The 19,029-nt window shown below is 54.8% G+C and carries 17 protein-coding genes, 2 tRNA genes and 1 riboswitch; of the genes, 11 read left to right on the forward strand and 8 right to left on the reverse strand.

Annotated elements, in window-relative coordinates; genetic code table 11:
• Positions 1 to 70 precede the first annotated feature (70 nt).
• The 3 genes from F5897_RS00870 to F5897_RS00880 all read left to right on the forward strand — a co-directional run bounded on the left by F5897_RS00870 (position 71) and on the right by F5897_RS00880 (position 2,658).
• Positions 71 to 142 (forward strand) — tRNA-Gln (locus F5897_RS00870).
• A 93-nt stretch (positions 143 to 235) separates the two neighbouring features.
• Positions 236 to 1,681: a bifunctional UDP-N-acetylglucosamine diphosphorylase/glucosamine-1-phosphate N-acetyltransferase GlmU gene (gene glmU / locus F5897_RS00875; RefSeq protein WP_183304158.1), complete on the forward strand. Its 1,446-nt coding sequence runs from the start codon at positions 236 to 238 to the stop codon at positions 1,679 to 1,681.
• Positions 1,678 to 2,658 (forward strand): ribose-phosphate diphosphokinase, encoded by a 981-nt coding sequence (locus F5897_RS00880; RefSeq protein WP_183304159.1) that lies wholly within the window; start codon positions 1,678 to 1,680, stop codon positions 2,656 to 2,658. The genes glmU and F5897_RS00880 overlap by 4 nt, the downstream gene beginning before the upstream one ends.
• A gap of 181 nt (positions 2,659 to 2,839) precedes the next feature.
• Here the strand turns inward: F5897_RS00880 and F5897_RS00885 are convergent, their stop codons facing one another.
• Positions 2,840 to 4,333 (reverse strand): helix-turn-helix domain-containing protein, encoded by a 1,494-nt coding sequence (locus tag F5897_RS00885; RefSeq protein ID WP_124824380.1) that lies wholly within the window; start codon positions 4,331 to 4,333, stop codon positions 2,840 to 2,842.
• A gap of 134 nt (positions 4,334 to 4,467) precedes the next feature.
• Here F5897_RS00885 and F5897_RS00890 point away from each other — a divergent pair, with 134 nt between their 5' ends.
• The 5 genes from F5897_RS00890 to F5897_RS00910 all read left to right on the forward strand — a co-directional run bounded on the left by F5897_RS00890 (position 4,468) and on the right by F5897_RS00910 (position 10,032).
• On the forward strand, positions 4,468 to 6,318 hold the full coding sequence (locus F5897_RS00890) for a phosphoenolpyruvate carboxykinase (GTP) (RefSeq protein WP_183304160.1): 1,851 nt from the start codon (positions 4,468 to 4,470) through the stop codon (positions 6,316 to 6,318).
• 214 nt (positions 6,319 to 6,532) lie between these two features.
• Positions 6,533 to 6,606: transfer RNA gene (locus F5897_RS00895), tRNA-Leu, on the forward strand.
• Positions 6,607 to 6,846: 240 nt separating this feature from the next.
• Positions 6,847 to 7,422: a LemA family protein gene (locus F5897_RS00900; protein ID WP_124824378.1), complete on the forward strand. Its 576-nt coding sequence runs from the start codon at positions 6,847 to 6,849 to the stop codon at positions 7,420 to 7,422.
• A 16-nt stretch (positions 7,423 to 7,438) separates the two neighbouring features.
• Positions 7,439 to 8,311: a M48 family metalloprotease gene (locus F5897_RS00905; protein WP_124824377.1), complete on the forward strand. Its 873-nt coding sequence runs from the start codon at positions 7,439 to 7,441 to the stop codon at positions 8,309 to 8,311.
• 230 nt (positions 8,312 to 8,541) lie between these two features.
• Positions 8,542 to 10,032, forward strand: coding sequence for an aspartate ammonia-lyase (locus tag F5897_RS00910; protein ID WP_124824376.1), 1,491 nt, complete (start codon positions 8,542 to 8,544; stop codon positions 10,030 to 10,032).
• 169 nt (positions 10,033 to 10,201) lie between these two features.
• On the opposite strand, the gene F5897_RS00915 is transcribed toward F5897_RS00910, so the two are convergent.
• On the reverse strand, positions 10,202 to 11,068 hold the full coding sequence (locus F5897_RS00915) for a fumarylacetoacetate hydrolase family protein (RefSeq protein ID WP_124824375.1): 867 nt from the start codon (positions 11,066 to 11,068) through the stop codon (positions 10,202 to 10,204).
• A 166-nt stretch (positions 11,069 to 11,234) separates the two neighbouring features.
• On the opposite strand from F5897_RS00915, the gene F5897_RS00920 reads away from it, so the two are divergent.
• On the forward strand, positions 11,235 to 11,600 hold the full coding sequence (locus F5897_RS00920; RefSeq protein ID WP_124824374.1) for an FKBP-type peptidyl-prolyl cis-trans isomerase: 366 nt from the start codon (positions 11,235 to 11,237) through the stop codon (positions 11,598 to 11,600).
• A gap of 221 nt (positions 11,601 to 11,821) precedes the next feature.
• Positions 11,822 to 12,091, forward strand: coding sequence for a 30S ribosomal protein S15 (gene rpsO, locus F5897_RS00925; protein ID WP_124824373.1), 270 nt, complete (start codon positions 11,822 to 11,824; stop codon positions 12,089 to 12,091).
• A gap of 58 nt (positions 12,092 to 12,149) precedes the next feature.
• Here rpsO and F5897_RS00930 read toward each other — a convergent pair whose 3' ends face one another.
• The 6 genes from F5897_RS00930 to purU form a co-directional block, all read right to left on the reverse strand.
• Entirely contained in the window at positions 12,150 to 13,286 is a 1,137-nt protein-coding gene (locus tag F5897_RS00930; protein ID WP_124824605.1) for an SPFH domain-containing protein, read from the reverse strand.
• A 166-nt stretch (positions 13,287 to 13,452) separates the two neighbouring features.
• Entirely contained in the window at positions 13,453 to 14,370 is a 918-nt protein-coding gene (gene ppk2 / locus F5897_RS00935; RefSeq protein ID WP_233574349.1) for a polyphosphate kinase 2, read from the reverse strand.
• 199 nt (positions 14,371 to 14,569) lie between these two features.
• Positions 14,570 to 15,667 (reverse strand): EamA family transporter, encoded by a 1,098-nt coding sequence (locus F5897_RS00940; protein WP_183304162.1) that lies wholly within the window; start codon positions 15,665 to 15,667, stop codon positions 14,570 to 14,572.
• Positions 15,664 to 16,128, reverse strand: coding sequence for a GNAT family N-acetyltransferase (locus F5897_RS00945; protein ID WP_183304163.1), 465 nt, complete (start codon positions 16,126 to 16,128; stop codon positions 15,664 to 15,666). Before F5897_RS00945 ends, F5897_RS00940 begins: the two co-directional genes overlap by 4 nt.
• Positions 16,129 to 16,200: 72 nt before the next feature.
• Positions 16,201 to 16,566 (reverse strand): DUF2568 domain-containing protein, encoded by a 366-nt coding sequence (locus F5897_RS00950; protein WP_124824369.1) that lies wholly within the window; start codon positions 16,564 to 16,566, stop codon positions 16,201 to 16,203.
• Between the two features lie 105 nt (positions 16,567 to 16,671).
• Positions 16,672 to 17,532, reverse strand: coding sequence for a formyltetrahydrofolate deformylase (gene purU / locus F5897_RS00955; RefSeq protein WP_183304164.1), 861 nt, complete (start codon positions 17,530 to 17,532; stop codon positions 16,672 to 16,674).
• A 79-nt stretch (positions 17,533 to 17,611) separates the two neighbouring features.
• A riboswitch (ZMP/ZTP riboswitch) is annotated at positions 17,612 to 17,693 on the forward strand.
• A gap of 36 nt (positions 17,694 to 17,729) precedes the next feature.
• Here purU and glyA point away from each other — a divergent pair.
• On the forward strand, positions 17,730 to 19,007 hold the full coding sequence (gene glyA, locus F5897_RS00960) for a serine hydroxymethyltransferase (protein WP_183304165.1): 1,278 nt from the start codon (positions 17,730 to 17,732) through the stop codon (positions 19,005 to 19,007).
• Positions 19,008 to 19,029 lie beyond the last annotated feature (22 nt).

Here is a 19,029-nt window from a genome sequence, read left to right on the forward strand (position 1 = left end):
ATTAGCGGCGTGTATCAGTTAGAAAAAAACTGCAGTTTCTGGCAAGATAGAAGAAGTGTTTTTGACACATTCCGCCTTGGTGTAATTGGCAACACTCCTGGTTTTGGTCCAGGCATTCTAGGTTCGAGTCCTAGGGGCGGAGCTGGTAGCCCTCGCGTTACCCTCCTGGGCGTTGCCCAGGGCGCGCCAATGCAGTTTTGGATGCGTGTCAGCCAGTTCCGAAGGAGCAGCACCTATGACAAATCAGCAAGCTCAAGCTCTCGCGGTTGTCATCTTGGCTGCGGGGCAAGGCACTCGCATGAAGAGTAAACTACCGAAGGTGCTGCATGAGATTGGCGGCTTGGCGCTAATTGAGCATGTCCTCACCACCGCGTACCAGCTGCAGCCAGAGCACGTTGTAGCGGTTGTGCGACACGAAAAAGAAATGGTCTCGGAGCGGATTTTGAAATTTGCGCCGCAGACCATTTTGTGTGAACAGGATGAAATTCCAGGCACCGGGCGTGCGGTTGAGCAGGCGTTAGCCGCGTTGCCAGCAGCGTTCAACGGTGATGTGGTGGTGCTTTCTGGTGATGTGCCGCTAATTGGGGTTGAAACGCTGCAGCAGCTGTTCACCGCGCATCGTGCGGGTGCTTACCAAATGTCTATTATGTCTGCAGTGGTGCAACAGCCAACCGGGCTGGGACGGATTTTGCGCGATGGGCAGGGCGAAGTTTCTGGCATCGTAGAAGAAAAAGATGCTTCGCCTGAGCAGCGTCGTATTACTGAAATAAATGGCGGAGTTTATGTCTTCGAGCGCGCCGCGGTGACTGCAGCGCTTGCTCATATCGACACTAATAACGCGCAGGGGGAGAAGTACCTCACCGATGCTGCGGCTGAGATTCTCGCTGCCGGTGGCAAAGTTACCGCAGCAGTCACCACAGACAATTGGGCGCTCGCCGGCGTCAACGACCGGGTGCAGCTTACCGCTGCAGCAACTGAGCTGAATCGCCGCGTGCTGGAACAGCATCAACGGGCAGGAGTTACTATTGTGGCTCCAGAAACCACATTTATTGATGTCACCGTGCGCATTTCCCAGGATGTTACAATCGAGCCTGGCACTCTGCTAAGGGGTGCTACGCAGATTGCGGCTGATTGTGTGATTGGGCCCGATACAACGTTATGTGACTCGGTGGTGGGCGCAGGTGCCACGGTGCTGCGCAGCGAAGTGCACGGCGCAACCATTGGTGCTGGAGCCACAGTTGGGCCGTTTAGCTATTTGCGGCCAGAAACCAACCTCGGAGAGCATGGCAAGATTGGCGCTTTTGTGGAGGTTAAAAAGTCACAGCTCGGTGCCGGCACCAAAGTGCCACACTTAAGTTATGTAGGAGATGCGACAGTGGGTGCTGACGTCAATCTCGGGGCGGGCACAATTGTTGCCAATTATGACGGTGTGAAGAAGCATCAGACTGTTATCGGAGACAGCGTGCGCGTGGGGTCGAAGAGCGTGCTGGTGGCGCCGGTTGAGATTGGCGCCGGAGCTTATACTGGTGCTGGGGCCGTGGTGCGCAAAGATGTGCCGGCTGGTGCCCTCGCACTGTCGGTTGCGGCGCAGCGAAACTTAGCAGGGTGGGTTGCAGCAAACCGCCCCGATTCAAACTCAGCAAAAGCAGCAAACGCTACAGATGGAGAATCCCAAAAATGAGCGCTATTGAAAAGGCAACTCAGAAGAAGCTGGTTTTGATCAGCGGCCGCGCTTACCCGGAACTGGCAGAAAATGTCGGTAAAGAGCTAGGCGCTGAGGTGCTATCGACTGATACTCGCACGTTCGCAAGCGGCGAAATCTATACTCGCTTTAACGAGAGCGTGCGCGGCGCAGACGCCTTCGTGATACAGAGCCACCTTGATCCAATCAATGAGAGCCTGATGGAGCAACTGATTATGGTGGATGCTCTGAAGCGTGCTTCCGCGAAGCGCATTACCGTGGTTGCGCCTTTTTACCCATACTCTCGTCAGGATAAAAAAGGCCGTGGCCGCGAGCCAATTTCAGCTCGTTTGGTTGCAGACCTGTTTAAGGCTGCTGGTGCGCACCGAATTATGTCGGTGGATTTGCATGCTTCGCAGATTCAGGGCTTCTTCGATGGTCCGGTAGACCACCTCTTCGCGATGCCAGTGCTGTTGGAGCACTTCCGCCAGAGTTTTAAAGATCGCGATGATCTCACCATCGTGTCACCTGACATGGGTAGGGTGCGAGTTGCAGACGTGTGGAGTGACCAACTTGGTGCGCCACTAGCGATTATCCATAAGCGGCGTGATCCGAAGGTGGCAAACCAGGTTAGCGTGCACGAAATTGTCGGTGACGTGAAAGACCGCTGGTGCTTGATGGTGGACGACATGATTGACACCGGCGGTACCATTGCTAAAGCGGCGGAAGCGCTGGTAAAGAACGGTGCTCGTGGTGTGACAATCGCCGCAACCCACCCGATTTTCTCTGGTAAAGCCCCAGAGGTGCTGAATGCTCCGCACATTGATCAGGTGGTTGTGACTGACACTGTGCCGGTGAACGCAGAGAAGCGCTTTGACAAGCTCACGGTGCTGTCAATTGCACCACTCTTGGCAAAGGCAATTCGTGAGGTGTTTGAGGATGGCTCTGTTACCAGCATGTTCGAGGGCGCAGCTTAAGGTACAGAGTAGCGTAACTGTATGAGGTGAAGCGGCAGCTGCGGCTGCCGCTTCACCCTTTTACTGATACCCGTGCGGCGAGCATTCTCATTGCCGCCGCCGCGTTTGATGTGCCGCCCCGTGCACAGTAGCCTGCGCTGTTCCGCCCTGTTGCAGCGCTGAGCTGCTGCGGATGATCCCGTTAATCGAGCACCTGATTTCTAGCATCCGAGTGATTGGTCAGAAACTCGTACATCTCGGTTTCATCAACACCAGGGAAGGTGCCTGTTGGCAGAGGGGCCAAAATATTTTGGTGCATTTTGGCGCTTGCCCAGCTCTTACCCTCCCAGCGCTGCAGCAGTTCCTCGGTGGGGTGTTTGCAGCAGCTCAAATCAGGGCAGCCGGAGGCGCGCCGCACCGGTGTTTCCCGCCCGCGGAACCACTTGGCATCATCAAAACCCACGCCACAGGTAATCGAAAAACCTCCATCTGCGGTGTCGCCGGTTTGCACGGTAGACCAAAAAGTGCCAACCGGAGTGTCGGTATATTGGTAAAACTCATTGGTGCGGTTGCGACGGTGGAAAGCAACTCGACCCGGCCAGTTCTTACACACCATCTGCCCCTCAATGTTGCCGCCGGAGTCGGTTGGGAAGGGCAGTCCGTCGTTGGAGTAGCCACGAATCATGCCGCCTGCCGCATCGGTGCGATAGAAATGTGTGCGCAGCCCCAGGTGTGTGGTTGCAAGGTTAGTAAAACGGTGAGCTGCGGTCTCGTGGGTTACTCCGAAAGCGTCGCGCAGATCCTCAATCGCAAGATTGCGTGAACGCTTCGCGCTTTGTAAAAACTGTACCGCTGCTTTTTCGGGCATTAGACAGGCTGAAGCGAAGTAGTTAATCTCCAGTCGCTGCTGTAAAAACTCTTTGTAATTACCGGGTTGTTCGTGACCCAGCACGCGGTGCGCCAGCGCTTGCAGGGCGAGGGCGCGGAGCCCGTGCCCGCCGGGGATGGACGCTGGCGGAAGATAAATACGGCCGTTCTCAAAATCGGTGATACTGCGCGTATTTGGGGGTAAATCATCAACGAATATCAGCGAGAACCCCAGCTTCTGTGCCAGTACGTCAACGGTGCGGTGCGTCAGCGCCCCGCCGGTGTGCCCCACGGAACGCATTAAATCAGCGGCCAGTGCTTCGATTTCGGGCAGATAAAAATCACGCTGCCGCATCTCGGAGCGAATATCGGTGTTGGCGCGTCGCGCGCCCTCCGGGGTGGCAGCTTGCTGCTGCGCCTGACGCTGCACCTCTCGGGCGAGGCCAACTAAGGCTTCTAGCGCTTCGTCGCTAACCTTCTTGAGAGAGCGTACCTTCGGCAGCTGTAACTGCTGATAGCTGTTGCCCTGCTGCAGCTGTGCGAAGGCGATTTCCAGGGCGCTGCGTTTGCTCGGCGGCTCCAGCGTAAAAAATTCACTAACACTGACCTGCAACTCTGCGGCGAGCTGCTGCAGCAGGGTGATTTTAGGCTCGCGTTTGCCGTTTTCGAAGTTTGATAGCTGGCTGATGCTGAGCCCAACACGGCTGCTTAGCTGCTCCAGGGTTAGACCCGCTTCTTTGCGGAAATGCTTCAAGCGTTTGCCAAGCAAAAGCGAACGGCTGCTGTCTGATAGTGAACCGTTGTTATCAAGTTGGTTAAAATCTGGCATAGTTTGATTATATGTCAAAAAATCAGATTTTTTACAGGAGTGCCTGTCGTGAAATTTGAAAATAAGTAAAATAATTGAATTAAAGAGAGCCTGTAACCGGCAGGCCGCAATACCCGGGCAGGGGAGAAGTAACAATGCCTACAGCAGAATTTACACCGCTGGTGCACGCAGTAGCAGATATCGAGACCGCCGCACCAACAGCTGACACCGCAGTAATCTCATGGGTCAAAGGGATTGCAGAACTCGTAAAACCAGAAAAGATCTTTTGGTGTGACGGCAGCGAAGCTGAGTGGCAGCTGCTGACCAGTGAAATGGTTGCTGCGGGCTCGCTGATCCAACTCAATAAAAGCATCCGCCCAAACAGCTTCTTAGCGCGCTCATCTGCCGACGATGTGGCACGCGTTGAAGACCGCACCTTCATCTGCTCAACTAAAGAAGAAGACGCTGGCCCAACCAACAACTGGTGCGCACCTGAGGAGATGATTGCCAAGCTGGAGCCGCTGTTTAACGGCGCGATGCAGGGCCGCACCCTCTACGTGATTCCATTCGCGATGGGTCCAGTTGGAGGCGCTATTACCCAGTATGGCTTGCAGATTACTGACTCACCTTACGCGGTGCTTAACATGCACATTATGGCGCGTGTTACCCCGGATGTGTTGCGCGAGATTGAAGCTGGTAAGCAGTGGGTGCGCACTGTGCACTCGGTTGGCGCACCACTAGCGCCGGGCGAGGCAGACAGCACCTGGCCATGTAACTCAGAGAAATACATCTGCCACTTCCCAGAAACCCTCGAAGTGTGGTCATTCGGCTCCGGCTATGGCGGTAACGCGCTGCTGTCTAAGAAGTGCTTCGCGCTGCGGATCGCCAGCGTCATGGGCCGCAACGAAGGGTGGCTCGCCGAGCATATGTTGCTCATCAAGGTGACCAACACCGACACTAACAAGACTTACAACGTTGCAGCTGCCTTCCCTTCAGCCTGCGGCAAAACCAACCTGGCGATGTTGCACCCAACAATTCCGGGTTGGAAGGTGGAAACCCTCGGTGACGATATCGTGTGGTTGCGCCAGGGCGAAGACGGTCGCGTTTACGCTATCAACCCAGAGCACGGTTTCTTCGGGGTAGCGCCGGGTACTGGGGAGGAAACCAATCCCACCGCGATGGAAACCATGTGGGGCAATACTATCTTCACTAACGTTGCGCTGACTGATGATGGTGATGTGTGGTGGGAGGGTAAAACTGCAGAAACCCCTGCGCACCTCATCGACTGGCAAGGCAAAGACTGGACACCAGATTCTGGCCGCGTTGCAGCGCACCCGAACTCTCGCTTCACAGTTGCTGCGATTCAGGCTCCAACAATCGCTGCCGAATACACCACCGCCCCAAGCGGGGTGCCGCTGGATGCAATCCTGTTTGGTGGCCGCCGCGCCACTAATGTGCCGCTGGTAGCTAAGGCTTACGACTGGCAGCATGGCGTTTTCATTGGTGCTACCATCTCCAGTGAGAAAACCGCTGCGCAGGAGGGCAACGTCGGTGAGCTGCGCCGTGATCCGTTCGCAATGCTGCCGTTCTGCGGTTACAACATGGCAGACTACTGGTCACACTGGCTGGAAATGGGAGCCAAGCTCGGCGAGCACGCGCCACAAATTTTCCAGGTCAACTGGTTCCGCAAGGACGCTGATGGTCGTTTCCTGTGGCCAGGTTTCGGCGAAAATTCACGGGTGATTGACTGGATTCTGCGTGCTGTATCTGGCGAAGTTGCCGGGGTTGAGAAGGCCAACGGTATTGTGCCAGCACCTGGAGAGCTAAACCTTGATGGGCTGGAAATCAGTGACACAGATCTGGAACAGCTGTTTGCTGTTGACAAAGATTCTTGGCTGGCTGAGTGCGAGATGACTGAGGAATACTTCGCGCAGTTCGGCGATAAACTGCCAGCGCAGCTAGGCGCAGAGTTGCAAAACCTGCGTTCACGCCTGCAGACCGCATAGTCTGCACGCCCGCTGCACCCAACCTGCGGCGCCGGCGACCTTGTGCGCTTCGAGTTCTGCCCAACTCGGAGCGCACAACTTTTTTCGCGGCTAGCTGGAGGGATAGGTCCGTCGCCGCATGAAATTGTAACAGCCTTGCGGTATGCGAGTCTGTCGGAAGCTGCGAAAACACCCCGGAAGCTGCTAAAGTTATTTATTGTTGCTGCAGCAACAAGCCCCTATAGCCCAACTGGCAGAGGCAGTAGACTTAAAATCTATTCAGTCAGGGTTCGAATCCCTGTGGGGGCACAATGTGATGTCCCAAGACATATGTCCGTATTTGTCTTGGGACGTTTGCCTTGCCAGGACTGGTTTAGCTGGTTTAAGTTTGCGAAGCACTATCTATCGCTTGCGAGCTTTGCGTAAACAAGAGTTTTCACTGCGGCGTCGCAAAAGCATTGCAAGAGCCAATTCTAACAGTCAGATAACCGTCTCGTAGGCAGCTAAATCTCCAGAAAGTTAGCAGTGAAAAAGCAATAGACTTGAACTATGAATACAGGAACGATTGTGTTGCTAGCCGCCGTTGGGCTGGTGCTAATTCTAGGGCTCTATATCTGGCTCACCTACAACGGTTTGGTGCGCCTGCGTAATCGGGTAGATGAAGCCTGGAGCGACATCACGGTGCAGCTGAAACGCCGCGCTGATTTGATTCCGCAGCTGGTGGAGACTGTAAAGGGTTACGCGGCGCACGAGAGCGGAGTGTTTGAGGCAGTTACCCGCGCGCGGGCGGAGACCATCAGCGCGCAGAGTCCTGCAGAGGCATCAGTTGCTGAAAACCATATGCAGACCGCGCTGAAGTCAATTTTCGCGGTAGCTGAGGCCTACCCACAGTTGCAGGCAAGTAAAAACTTCCTCGATTTGCAGGCTTCGCTAGTAGACACAGAAAACAAAATTCAAGCTTCACGGCGCTTTTACAACGGCGGTGTGCGCGAATACAACACCAAGATTCAGCTTTTCCCGAATACTTTATTCGTGCGGGCAATGGGCTTTAAAGAGCGGGATTTCTTTGAGGTTGAGGATCTTGCGGCTATCTCTGAGCCACCACGTATTGATTTCGGCTCATAGCGAGTAAGGCAGAGCGATGTACAGTGCGATCCGCAAAAATAAAATCAATACCGTGCTGATCATGCTGCTTTTTGTGGTTATCATTGGGGCGCTCGGATTGCTTGCCGGGTATATTTACGATAATCCCAGCATCACCATTTTTGCTGTCGGTGGTGCCACTATCTATGCACTGATTCAGTATTTCATGGCCTCGCGAATGGCGTTGTCTATGGCTGGGGCACGCGAGATTACTGCGGCAGAAAATCCGCGGCTGTATCACACCGTGGAAAATCTGGCGATAACCACCGGCATGCCGATGCCGCGAGTTTACATTATTGACGATCCGGCCCCGAACGCTTTTGCGACGGGGCGTAACCCCGAAAACGCGGTTGTTGCAGCGACCACCGGGCTGCTTGAGATTATGTCTGACCGGGAGCTTGAGGGCGTGATGGCACACGAACTCGGACACGTTAAAAACTATGATATCCGGGTTAACATGATTGTCTACGGTTTGGTGGTTGCAATCGGAATGCTGGCGGATATGCTGATGCGGATGGCGTTCTTCGCGCGTGGTAACCGCAACAATAACCCCGCAGTGATGATTTTAGGGCTGATTGCTATGTTTGTTGCGCCGGTGATTGCGACTGTGGTGCAGCTGGCCATTTCCCGCCAGCGCGAGTATCTTGCTGATGCCACGGGCGCGCATGTCACTCGCGATGCCCCAGGCCTCGCCAGTGCGCTGCACAAGTTGCAAGAATACGGGCGGCCGCTGCAGCAGCAGAACAGCTCTATGGCCCATATGTGGATGGCGGATCCGCAACGCCCGGGTATGATGCAGAAGCTGTTTGCGACGCATCCGCCTTTGCCTGACCGGATTCGCCGGCTGTTGGAGATGCAGGATAAGTTCTAAGCAGATACAAGTGGATAGCGATTGTTCAGTCAGTGACGGGCTATCCTGTAGCGTCCGAGTTTTATTATTTGTGCACAAAAATTACGGTATCGCACGAATCTCCCTGCAAACCTCGGCTGCTGTCAAAAACGCGGTTTTTTATGGTTGCAAAAATGCGCAAAAGTACTAATGTTTAAGGTAACCAACCAAGCGGATTTTACCGCTGTTAACTACATTGGAGTGAAACAAAAGTGACTGAGTTTTATGCGTCTGGCACTCGAACCGAAACCGATTCGCTGGGCAGTGTAGAAGTTCCGGCGAGTGTGTACTGGGGTGTGCATACTGCCCGAGCTATCGAAAACTTCCCAATCTCGCGCCGTCCGATCTCTGTTTATCCTGATTTTGTAAGGGCTTTTGCATGCGTCAAGCAGGCTGCTGCTCGCGCTAACCTGGAAATCGGGGCGCTGGAAGAGCAGCGTGCAACCCTGATTGACCGCGCCTGCGAAGATGTTAAAACTGGCATGCTGCACGATCAGTTTGTTGTGGGCGTGGTGCAGGGTGGCGCTGGTACCTCAACTAACATGAACGCCAACGAGGTTATCACTAACCGCGCACTGGAGCTGGCTGGCCGCAAGAAGGGTGATTACGCCTTCATTAATCCAAACGACCACACTAACCGCAGCCAGTCAACCAACGACACCTACCCAACCGCAATCAAAATTGCTTTGGTGTTCTCAATCAAGTCACTGCTAGAAGAGCTCGCGCTTTTGGCAGACAGCTTTGAAGCTAAGGGTAAAGAGTTTGCTGGCATTTTGAAGGTTGGGCGCACCCAGCTCCAGGATGCGGTGCCGATGACCCTGGGGCAGGAGTTCAACGCATTCGCTGTGACCCTGCGCGAGGATGTTGACCGCCTCAATGAAGCAATGCGACTGCTTTACGAAGTGAACATGGGTGCAACCGCAATCGGCACCGGCATTAACGCTCCTAAGGGTTACAAAGAGGCTGTTATTAAACACCTGCGTGAGGTTACCGGTATTCCGCTAGAGACTGCAGGTGACCTGATTGAGGCAACCACAGACACCGGCGTTTTTGTGACCTTCTCAGGTGCCTTGAAGCGAGCGGGCCTGAAGCTTTCGAAGATTTCAAACGACTTACGTTTGCTGTCATCAGGCCCACAGGCTGGTCTCGGCGAGATTAACCTGCCGGCCCGCCAGGCAGGGTCTTCAATCATGCCGGGTAAGGTAAACCCGGTAATTCCAGAGTCTGTAACCCAGGTTGCTTACGCGGTTGCCGGCGCAGACGTGACAGTTTCTATGGCGGTTGAAGCAGGCCAGCTGCAGCTTAACGCTTTCGAGCCAGTAATTGCCCACTCGCTGTTCCAGTCAATCACCTGGTTGGAGCGCGCATGCTACACCCTGCGCGTAAACTGTGTTGATGGCATTACCGCAAACACCGAGAAACTCGAAGACACTGTGGCACGCTCAGTTACCGTGATTACCGCGTTGGCGCCGGTTATCGGCTATGCCGCTGCAGCGAAATTGGCTAAGGAAGCGCTCGCTACCAATGGCAATGTGCGTGAGATGGTTGTTTCTCAGGGTCTGCTGGGTGAGGCAGAACTTGATGAGCTGCTGCAGCCAGCAAAGCTGGCTGGTCTAACTCCGGACAGTGAGGATGCGCGCCAGGCGGGTAAAGTAACTCCGGCAACCGAGGTCGACTCAACGAGCGTCATGGGCGAAGCTTAACGACGATAGAGTCAGGGGCTCTCGGGTTTAGATCCGAGAGCCCCTTTTTGTTTGCTACGGCCGCCGGCTCGTCTTGGGTTTTTAGCGCACGGCTAGCAGCTGTGGCGCGATGAGACAGCGCTTGCTGTGGCGTACCGAGCGCAATCGCACTGGTGGCTATGGTTGAATGTTAGATTTCGACCGCGTGGGTGGTGAGCGCGCCAATCTTTTCAATGGTGACGGTCGCCACGGTTCCCTGTTTCAAATAAAGCGGAGGTTTTCGGCTGCGGCCGGCACCTCCGGGAGAACCGGTGGAAATCAGGGTTCCAGGCAGCAGAGTTAGAGAGCGAGAAAGTGACACAATCAGCTCCGCAACGGAGCGAATCATGTGTCCTGTGGTGTCATCCTGCACCCGTAAGCCATCAATATCGGTTGTGATGCGTAGGTTTTGTGGATCCAGAATTTCATCAGCGGTGACCACAACCGGGCCAACCGGTGTGAAACCATCGAAAGACTTGCAGCGAGACCACTGCGGCTCGGTAAACTGAATGTTGCGCGCGGTTAAATCGTTAACCACGGTGTAGCCGAAAACATAGTCGAGCGCATCAGCAAGCTGTACATTTTTTGCAGGTTTGCCTATAATCACGCCGAGTTCACCCTCATAGTCAACCTCGGTAGACTGGTCAGTTGGCAGTTCTACGGTGCCATTGTGCGGCGCCAGAGAGTTCGGGAACAGCGAAAACAACACCGGGCCCGAATCATTATCAAGTTTTAGCTCACTGGCATGCTCGCTGTAGTTAAGACCGACAGCCAGCGTAATTGGCGGAGTGGTCACAGCCGGTGCGTACCGCAGTTCGGTCAAAGGAGTAGCGATGCTGTCGGGTGCCGTTGCAAGGGCTTCGTGCAGCTGCTGCAACCCTGTTTCGCCGGCGGTGATAAGCTCCTGGAGAGTGGTGAAGCCCAGCCCCAAATCGGAAGTGAAAATAGCGCTACCGTCTAGCACCACAGCCAGGGAATAAGAATCAGAATCATTTCGAGATAATTGCGCCAACTTCACATAACAATTTTAGCGAAGAAAATTGTGTGGAGCTTGAAAGATTGTGCGTGGGTGCAGTCCTTCTCTGATGAAGCTCTTCTGCGTGGAGCTTCTGGTGAATGGCGCTCACCGGTAGTGACAGTATTCAAAGTGGGGTGTCGCACGAAAGTGTGAGAAAATTTTAAGTATGACTAATTTAGAGCGTCCAGAAGTTCCGTTTCCAGAAGGTCCAGCCCCAACCGAGCTGGTTATCGAAGATATCGTGGTGGGTGAGGGAGCCGAAGCCGTAGCTGCTTCAACCGTTGACGTGCACTACCTCGGCGTAGACTACGACAGCGGTGAAGAATTTGACTCATCCTGGTCACGCGGTGAGAGCATCAAGTTCCCGCTGCGTAACCTAATTCCAGGGTGGCAGCAGGGCATTCCGGGCATGAAGGTTGGCGGCCGGCGCAAGCTGATTGTGCCACCGCGCCTGGCTTATGGTGTCGCTCCTGGACACCCGCTTGCCAAGAGCACCCTGGTCTTTATCATCGACTTGGTAGACGTCGCCTAAGTTCGGCAGCGGTTATCACCACGCGCGGCAGTTGCTGCTGCTCGGTACAACAGTTTGCGCTGGGCAGCATCGTCTGCCTGGTTGCATGGTGTCACTGAAAATGCTGGGGCGTGGCGGGTTTTAGTATGCTAGAATTAACAAGTTGCCGTTAAACCGGCCGCGGATAAAGAGAGCTGGCACAGTGGGTGACCAGCGCCGCGCAACTACCAAGAGGAGAACAAATGTCACTTGACGCAAAAGTGAAGCAGGAAATCATTGCAGAGTACGCAACAAAACCAGGTGACACCGGTTCACCTGAGGTACAGGTTGCTATTCTCTCTCGCCGCATCAAAGACCTCACCGAGCACCTGAAGCAGCACAAGCACGACCACCACTCACGTCGCGGTCTGCTGCTGCTGGTTGGTCAGCGTCGTCGTCTGCTCGGCTACCTACAGAAGGTAGACATTGAGCGCTACCGTAGCCTTATTGAGCGCCTGGGTCTGCGTCGATAATCTGGCAAAAATTTTAAGAGGGCTAAAGCTTTTTGCTTTAGCCCTCTTGCTTTTGCGATTACGATTTATCGTGCCCGCGTAGCTGATCGCGTAGCTCCGAGATTTCCTGTAGTAGCGCGGGAACTGACTGTTTAGCCGCTGCAGAAAGTCGGGTGCGCGCTTGCTCTGCAAACTCCGCGGTAGCTGCCGCGCTGTTGTGCTGCTTGGAAGACCCTGCGGTGCCTGGAGTTTCGTCATGCTCGGCGGCGATAGTTGGTGCATTCGCAGGAGCTTCCTGGAAGCTGGCTGCGGCCTGCGCCTGCAGCAGGGAAGAGCGAATCTCATCTCCCATAGTACCGACGGAGCCTGGGTTTGACGGCAGGAACAGCACATTAGAGCGGCCGTTGCGGGCAATGTCCTGCATAGCGTCAAAGTACTGTGTCATTAACAGCAGCTGTTCGGCCGTGCCTTCGATACCGACCTTGCGGAGCATCTCATACTGCTCAGCGATGCCAAGCGCAATAGCTTTGCGCTGTGCTGCAACGCCCTCACCTTGCAAGCGCTTTGACTCCGCCTCTGCTTGGGCTTGGGTGACGCGCTTAATCTTGTCTGCCTCGGCGAGTGACTGTGCCGCAACCCGGTCACGCTGCGCGGCGTTAATTGAGTTCATTGAATCCCGTACTTTCTGGTCAGGGGAGATATCCTGTACCAGGGTGTTCACGATGTTAAAACCGAACTCCTGCATTCTAGTGGAGAGTGTTGCCTCGACTGAGCGGGCAATATCGTCTTTAGACTCGAAGGCAGCGTCCAGTTCCAATCCGGAGAGCGCGGAGCGCACAGTGTCAAAGACATAAGAGCGAATCTGTGCTTCAGGGTTTGAAAGGCGATAGTATGCATCCTGCACTGATTCTTCCCGAATCACATACTGTACCGCAACCGGCACTGTCACAAAGACGTTGTCTTTAGTTTTAGACTCGATATTCACCTCAAGCTGTTGAATGCGTAGCGAAATCGGCTTGGTGAGGCTGTCGATGAAAGGCATCTTGGTGTTGAGACCAGGTTTTGCGACGCGCAGGAACTTACCAAAGCGTTCCACTATGATATTTTCTTGGGTTTTGACGGTGAAGAAGAATGAACTTCGCAGGCCGCCAAAAAATAGAAATCCAATACCCGCCACGAGCACCAGAACCAGGCCGACAAGCAAAGCGAGAGACATTATGGTTTCAAAATCGGGGCCACTGCTGGAGTAGCTAGCGGGTTGTAGGGTGAGTGAGAAAACTGCTGGTTGAAGCACTGTGTCCTCCTATTTGACGTTGAAAAAAGTTCTGGGTGGATAGTTTGCACTATACACCCAGAACTGCGTTATAAAAGTTGTTACACTGTTAGCGCTTAACAACCGGGAAAATCCCGGTCACTGGGTTTTCTCCCTGATCGTAAACCTCAGCTGGGCTGCCGATGATGTTGCTATCAGGAGTGCCAACAACGCTGTGGTCTTTGCCAGTGTACTCGAACTGGTTCAGCACCCAGCGAATCGCCTCTAGGCGGGCGCGTTTCTTGTCGTTTGATTTTACGACAGTCCACGGTGCCTGCGGGGTGTCAGTGTAGAAAAACATAGCCTCTTTCGCCTCGGTGTATGCTTCCCACTTATCGAGGCTGGCGAGGTCGGTTGGGCTCAGCTTCCACTGCTTCACGGGATCAGTTGAGCGTGACAGGAAGCGGGCACGTTGCTCTGCTTTACCCACTGAGAACCAGAATTTAATCAGGTGGATGCCTGACTGGGTCAGCATCCGCTCAAACTCTGGGGCGGAGCGGGTGAATTCGAGGTATTCCTCCGGAGTGCAGTAGCCCATCACGCGCTCAACACCGGCACGGTTGTACCAGGAACGGTCAAACAGCACAATCTCGCCCCCGGTCGGTAGGTGCTGCACATAACGCTGGAAGAACCACTGCTTCTGTTCGCGTTCTGTTGGTTTCTCCAGCGCCACAGTACGCGCACCACGCGGATTCATATGCTCCATAAACCGCTTAATCGCACCACCCTTGCCGGCAGCATCACGGCCTTCGAAGATGATGACAACTTTTTCGTTGCTCTCCTTCACCCAGGCCTGGAACTTCAGTAGCTCAATTTGCAGTTTCCGCTTGGTTTTTTCGTACTCTTTGCGACTGATTTTCTCGCTGTAAGGGTAGCCTTGCTTCCATGCTTCCGGGTCTGGAGATGCTGACTCCGGATCAAGCAGCTGCTCCAGCTCGGAGATTTCATCAATCTCCGGAGTGACATCAACCTGACCTGGCTCCGCCATCTCGAATGTGAAATCGGTGCTGTCAGCGCCGTTGGTTCCCTGGTTTGAATCGTTGATGTTTTCGCTCATAAGCCCTCGTTTCAGTCGCTACTATTAGCAATATAATTCTACCTCAAAAAGCTCTCAGGAAAAACTCAGGGTACGCTAATTTTTAGCACTGACGTGGCCAAGTAAGGGCGAGAGCTGCGGGTGGATCAGGTTACGCCTGGCCCTTGGCATCTGGGTCTTCCGGTGAAGTGATAGTAGCCAAATCGATAATCGGAATGCTGCCTGTGGCCGCAAACACTAGCATCTGCTCAGCGTCATCGTTTTGTAGGTGCAGGGTCTCGGTGCCATCTGCCGAGCCCTGCTCAGCTGCTGTAGCCCCGTCACCGGTAGTCACGGCTGCAGGCTCCTGCTTCCGGGACGACCGCTTCTTAAGCGCGGTTACGGTGCCGCCGATGACGATAATCAAAACTGCCACCCACACTGCCAGATATAGCGGCAGCTCGGCTGGCGCTACTGCCTCGCCTAGCAATAGAGAAACCAACATTAGCAAGCCAGGTTCGAGGTAAGAGAGCAGCCCAAACAGGCTCATTGGGAGGTATTTGGCGGAGAGGATCCACACAATCAAAATGCAGGTGCCGAAGGCACTGATGGCAAGCGCTAACAGCCACATTTCGGTGCCGATGTGCTGTAGTCGGGTTGCCTGCCAGATGAACAGCGCAGCGGCAAAGGGGCTGACGAATGTGAGCTCCCAAAACATACCGCCTAAGTGTGAGGTGCCGATGGCGCGCCGAATCACGAAGTATAGCGGGTACAGCAGTGCCACCCACAGCGCCTCCCAGGCGAAGCCGCCAACCCGGATAACCTCGTAGGCAATTCCTCCCGAAGCGATGATAACGGCTAGCCAATGCCACCATGCAAGCACATCACGATATAAAAATCGCCCGATGATAACCAGCACTAGCGGCATCAGGAAATATCCGAGGGAAACTTGCAGCGCCCGCCCCGAGATTGGGCCGTAGGCGAATAGCCAAAGTTGGCTGGCGACCATAGCGCCGCACAAAAGCACCACCGGAATCCGCCACGGTGCCGCACGCAGATGCCGCCAAGTTTCAGCGATGAGGCCTAAACTTTTGGAAGCAGCGAAGAAAACTAGGAGCGCAAAAGTTCCCAATACGATTCGTAATGCCGCTATAGTTTCCGCGTTTAGCGGAGTGAGCAGCGGAGTTAAATAGTAAAGAACAGCGAAGCCGAAGGTGCTCAACAGCAACAGAGCCGTGCCACGGCCAGTGGTGTTTTGGGCCGGCGTCATTGCTGTCGCAGGGTGTGTGCGCCAATTACCTCGCCGTATTCGGTTTCACCGATTGGCTCAAAGCCCATTCGCAAGAAGAACTCCTCCGGGCCGCTTTCGCCGCGTTCCCACAGCACGGTGAGCTTTTCTACGCCGCGCGCCGCAGCCTCCTCCAGCAGGGCGTTTACAAGCTGTTTACCAACGCCTTGGCCCTGGCTATCAGCATCAACGTTAATACGCCAAAGCGCCGCGCGAAATTCTTCTTTGTTCGCGGTTGGATCAAAATTTGCGTGGATGAAACCTACAACTTTATCACCCAGTAACGCGACTCGCTGCCACGCCGACTCCACCGGAGTTACCGCAGCTGCAGCAGCATAGCTAACAGGGGTGATGAACTGCTCTTGACCCGGTTTCAGACCAAGTGAGTTTACCGCGACGATAGTAGCGGCAGATAATTCTTCGATTCTTACTTGTTCTGTCATGCCATAAGATTACTTGACTTCAAGACGCAGTGCAAAAACTGTGGTAAAAATTATGGAAAAATTAACCAAGTGTTAGAGGCCGTTGTTTTTCGTTGCCGCAAGCACGTCGAAGTAAGATACCGTAGCGGCAGCGACGAATAGCAGCGCTGCTACAGTCCAGTGCATCCCAAGCGCGATGGCAGCTGCCAGCCCGCAGGTGAGAAAAACTAGCGCAACCAATGCCCGGAGATAGCGGTCAACCTGCAGCACTGGTCTGACCGACAGGAACAACGCCCACACCAAGAGAGCTGCGAGGGTCACGCCAATCGCAACCAGTACACCTGGCAGTGGCAACTGAAAACTGCGGAAACTCCAGAGGTTGAGTGCAACCACCACCAGTACATCAAAAACGGTGCGGATGGTCGCGATGATTGGCACGGAGCGGCTGTTGTGAGACATTGGTTTCCTTAGAGTTTGCGGCGGTTAAAGATGCGAGATATTGGTGCTGCACGTAGCTGCGAACTGGGGCCGGTGCGCCGGGGCTTGCCGACGCCAGCGCGACGCCTACTTGAAGATTACAGTGCGCTGCCCGTCAAGCAGAATCCGGTTCTCAGCAAACCAGCCGACGGCGCGACGCAGTGTGCGGGCTTCCTCGTCTTGGCCGATCTGCTGTAGCTGGGTAGGGCTGGCTGCGTGATCCACCCGCATCACATCCTGCTCAATAATTGGCCCCTCATCAAGATCAGTGGTGACAAAGTGGGCAGTGGCGCCGATTAGCTTCACGCCGCGGCTGTGTGCCTGCCGGTAAGGGTTCGCGCCCTTAAACCCAGGCAAGAAAGAGTGGTGAATGTTAATTGCTTTGCCCGCAAGCTCGGCGCACAGCTCCGGGGAGAGGATCTGCATATAGCGTGCCAGCACTACGAGCTCAATATCGTGCTCCGCGACCACCTCGCGGATCCGCTGCTCGAACCGCTGTTTGTCAGCTGACGCAGTGATTGGCAGGTGTTCAAACGGTACTCCGTAAAACTCTGCGAGCTCACCCGGAACCGCGTGATTAGCCAGCACCAGTGGTACCTCAATCTGCAGTTTGCCGTTGCGCTGGCTGTACAGCAGATCATTAACACAGTGTGTTGCTTTCGAAGCCAGAATCAGGGTGCGCAGCTTCCGGTCAGAGCTGACCAGGTTCCACTCAGCGTTAAAGCGCCGCATCACCGGGCTGAGTTCAGTAGTAAAGCGGTTAGCGAAGGTTTCTGGGTGCGCGATCGCTGACGCTTCAATGCGCATAAAAAAGTTGCCTGTATCGAGTGAAGCAAACTGCTGGCTCTCTTCGATATTGCCGCCGGCTGCCACCAAAGCGCCAGTCAGAGCATGCACGATGCCGGGCTGATCCACACATTTTAAAGTAAGCACCCAAGTTTTCTTCATAATCACCTATTTTAGCTTGAAGCTGGCGGAACACTCCCTGCACAATCTCTCACAAGGGAGATTAAAAATCTAATAAACTTGATAGCGTCGCAACTGGCGTCAAGATGGGTGACCATCGGGGAGCGACACATCCACAAAGGCCGCACGCCTGGGTCGCGCAGTTAAGCGCTGCGTTCATACGGTGCAATAGGAGCAAAATGTCTAATTCATTCTTTAATGAACCTCTCGCGGTGGTTGACCCAGAGATTGCCCGGGTGCTTGACGCTGAGCTAGATCGCCAGCGTGGCACACTGGAGATGATTGCCAGTGAAAACTTTGTGCCGCAAGCCGTGCTTGACGCGGTTGGCAGTGTGCTCACCAACAAGTATGCTGAGGGCTACCCGGGGCGCCGTTATTACGGTGGCTGTGAAGCGGTCGACGTTGCTGAGGAACTGGCGCGGGAACGTGCTAAGGCACTGTTCGGTGCGAAATACGCGAACGTGCAACCGCACTCCGGTGCTTCCGCAAATGCTGCAGTGTTGAGCGCAATTGCGGAGCCTGGTGATACTATTCTGGGGCTGGATCTGGCACACGGTGGCCACCTTACCCACGGCATGCACCTTAACTTCTCAGGCAAACTCTACAAGCCTGTAGCCTACGGTGTTGATCCGGAAACCATGCTGATTGATATGGATAAGGTGCGAGAGCTTGCCAAGCAGCATCGGCCACGCGTAATTATCGCCGGCTGGTCAGCGTATCCGCGGCACCTTGACTTTGCGGCTTTCCGCGCGATTGCTGACGAAGTTGGCGCTACCCTGTGGGTAGATATGGCCCACTTTGCCGGACTGGTCGCTGCTGGCCTGCACCCGAACCCAGTGCCGTACGCAGACGTGGTTTCTTCAACCGTGCACAAGACCATCGGCGGGCCCCGTTCCGGGTTTATTCTGACCAACGACCTGGAGCTTTACAAAAAACTCAACAGCAACGTGTTCCCGGGCCAGCAGGGCGGGCCGCTGATGCACGTTATTGCTGGTAAAGCTACTGCTTTCAAGCTCGCTGCCAGCCCAGAGTTTAAAGAGCGGCAGGAGCGCACCCTGCGCGGCGCCAAACTGCTTGCTACGGCGCTTACGAGCCCAGAGTCAAAGGCAGCCGGAGTCGATGTGCTCACCGGCGGCACCGATGTGCACCTGGTGCTAGCTGATTTGCGCAACTCTGAAATGAGTGGCCAGGATGCGGAGGATGCACTGCACGCCGCCGGCATCACGGTGAACCGTAACTCTGTGCCGTTTGATCCACGCCCGCCAATGAATCCGAGCGGAGTGCGGATCGGCACTCCGGCCCTGGCGACCCGCGGTTTCGGTGACGCTGAGTTTACCGAGGTTGCTGACATTGTGGCGCAGGCGCTGCAGGGCAAAGACCCGGCACCGCTGCGTGAGCGGGTTTCCGAACTAACCGCTAAATTCCCGCTGTACCCACAGCTGCAACACCTGGTTTAACAGGCAAGAGGGGAGTGCGAGG

It is taken from the genome of Canibacter oris, from assembly GCF_014197205.1.
Taxonomy (GTDB): domain Bacteria; phylum Actinomycetota; class Actinomycetes; order Actinomycetales; family Microbacteriaceae; genus Canibacter; species Canibacter oris.